The sequence below is a fragment of the Bacteroidota bacterium genome, from assembly GCA_030706565.1.
Classification (GTDB): Bacteria; Bacteroidota; Bacteroidia; order Bacteroidales; family JAUZOH01; genus JAUZOH01.
Genome location: JAUZOH010000442.1, coordinates 1 through 2,943, shown reverse-complemented (window position 1 = coordinate 2,943; position 2,943 = coordinate 1). Strand labels below are relative to the sequence as shown.

2 protein-coding genes are annotated in these 2,943 nt (G+C 41.2%); both read right to left on the bottom strand.

The window, feature by feature from the left end; genetic code table 11:
• Positions 1-1,374, bottom strand: a 1,374-nt coding sequence (locus Q8907_15335) for an NPCBM/NEW2 domain-containing protein (GenBank protein MDP4275644.1), incomplete at its 3' end; no start/stop codon positions are given.
• Between the two features lie 292 nt (positions 1,375-1,666).
• Positions 1,667-2,943, bottom strand: a 1,277-nt coding sequence (locus Q8907_15330; protein ID MDP4275643.1) for a glycoside hydrolase family 92 protein, incomplete at its 5' end; no start/stop codon positions are given.

Genomic DNA, 2,943 nt, shown 5'->3' with positions numbered 1-2,943 from the left:
TCCTACTTCTCCTCCCCATTTCCAGACCTGCCCCATACCATATTGACAAAGATTAAAGACCACATCCCGTTTTAATTTACGCACTTCGTTCCACATCAATTTATAAGGAGCCTGCATATCCTCAACAGTTTTGGAAGGTTCGACCCTTCCATAAGTGCACCAGTCATATTTAAGAAAATCAAAACCCCAATCGGCAAAAGTCTCTGCATCCTGCCTTTCATGTTTGTAACTGCCTTCATAATGGGCACAGGTCATCGGGCCAGGTGATGTATAAATTCCTGCCTTTAATCCTTTCGAATGAATATAACCGGTCATGGCCGGCATATCCGGAAATTTTTTATTTGTTCTTATCCCACCCGTTTCATCCCGGGTTATTCCGCCAACTATCGGATCATTAGAATCTGCTTTTACTGCCCAGCAATCATCTACATTTACAAACTGATATCCATAATTCACCATTCCCGAATTAACCAGCTGATCAGCAGACAAACGTATCAGCGAATCGCTTACATTTCCATAGTAGATATACCAGCTATTCCATCCCATTGAAGGAGTGAGGGCCAATGTTTCTCCTACCCTGATTAGAAAATCTTTACGTGCTTGCCCTTTACCATTTTTAGCTATCAAAACAATGGAATAAGATCCGGCTTTCCCGATTTGACCGCTAATTATTCCGGTAGATGGATTAATTTTTAAACCTTCGGGTAAATTTTCAGCATCAAACGACATGGGCCTTTCACCAGTTGCCGGAATGCGATATAAAAATGGAGAACCCGGATGTACTCCGTATATTTTCGGGCCATTAATTCTTGGCATGAGGGGAGCCGCAGGAGTAAGAATTTCGCCTTTGTCAGCTCCAGGCTCATTGTTGATGGCTACTGGTTTCTCTCCCGAATAAATAAGATGAGCATTTGCCCAATCGGCATGATCACAGTTCCCTCCATCATCAGCTTCAGTGACCAAGAGTCCGAGCTTCTTTATCCCCGATAAATTCACTTTGATATCTCTGGCTTTTTCGCCCTTTTTCATCACTTCGCTTTTCCAAAGTATTTTCTTATCCCCCAGGACGTAAAAAATGACAGAAGCCTTATCGCACACATCATCATCGACACCAACCCTGGCAATAAAATATTTTGCATGCCCGTCCAGCTTAATCAGAAAAGTACTAAGTGCATGAGTCCCCACTCCCCGTTCGAATCTGGTCCCGGCTATTGAAAGTGCAGTTCCCGTAATGGATTTATTGATTCGGGGAGAGCCCCATCCGCTTTTCATTAATGATATATTAAGCTGATCAAGCCAAATATCATTTTCGTGTCCTGTAAACGACAAAAACACTATAGAAAAGAAAACAACATAATTTATAATCCGTCTCATAATGGTTTTAGTTAATTGCAAATTATCATTATATATGTAAAGGTAAGCTGATGGGAAAGTAGAAAAAATAGACAAAAAAACTCAGGGATGGATTATATAACTATTTATAACAATCAAAAATCAATTTTCCATATCATTGAATAACGACTCAAAATACAGACTTATAAAAAACTCTTTTAAACTATCCATAAAAAAACAGGCAGCCACAAGGACAATATTCCGAATCTCCTTTCATGCTGACTGCCTGTTTCAACTATATCCTGCCGGGAAATTTCATTTTCCCGGCAATTCATTATTTATCCTTGGAAAAAGGCAGGTCCTCTTTCTGTATTATCCTTTTACCCTTCGGATTATCCTGCATATCCAACTTCAATATGCCGCCTGCCATGAAAGTAGAATAATCTATGTATAATTTTGTATACGGTTTATTGTTATACGTGGCATTCCCTATGTAAACATTGGCATTACTATTTTGGGGAGCCTCTATAATAAAGGTTTTTCCGTTTTCAAGGTGTATTGTAATTTTTTTAAATAACGGACTTCCCATGGCATATTGAGTTGTGCCGGGAGTAGCCGGGTAAAAACCCATGGCGCTCATCACATACCAGGCCGAAGTTTGCCCGTTATCTTCATCCCCGCAATAACCCTGCGGCGTGGGATGATATAAGCGGTTCATCACTTCACGAGTCCAGTATTGAGCTTTTGAAGGAACACCCGCATGGTCATATAAATAGATCATATGTTGGATAGGCTGGTTTCCATGTGCATATTGGCCCATATTACCCTTTACCATTTCGGTCATTTCATGAATCATCCCGTGATAAGAACCGGTATTAACACGCAAAGGCATGGAGAAGATAGAATCCAGCTTAAGAATAAATTTATCCTTACCTCCCATCAACGCGATTAAATCATTAATATTATGGAAAACAGACCATGTATAATGCAGTGAATTCCCTTCTGTAAACGGACCGCCCCATTCATAAGGATCAAAATTAGCACGCCAGGTACCATCAGCATTTCGGCCCCTCATCCAACCGACTTCAGGGTCAAAGACGTTTTTATAATTATAGGATTTTTTATAAAATTTTTCAGCAATGTCTTTGTTCCCGATGCCTTCAGCAACTTCTGCAATGCAGAAATCATCAAATGCATATTCCAATGTTCTTGCCGTAGCTTCATTATACTTGTCACAAGGGACGTAACCCAGGGAATCATATTCCTTCCAGCCCAACCTGCCCACTGATCTCATGCGGGAATGTTGTTGACCGGCATCTTTCACCATTGCAGCCAGAGCTTTCTGTACGTCGAAGTTTCTGATTCCTTTCACATAAGCATCAGCAATCAGGGCACAGGCATTGTTGCCGATCATGCAATCCCGGTGTCCGGGGCTTGCCCATTGAGGAAGAAAACCGCTCTGTTCCGAAGCAGCTACAAGCGACTGCATGATTTTTGCAGTCATTGAAGGACATATTAACGTAAAGAAAGGATGAACTGCCCGAAAAGTATCCCAAAAGCCATTATCGGTGAACATATAGCCATCATGTACCTTCCCATCATAAGGGCTGT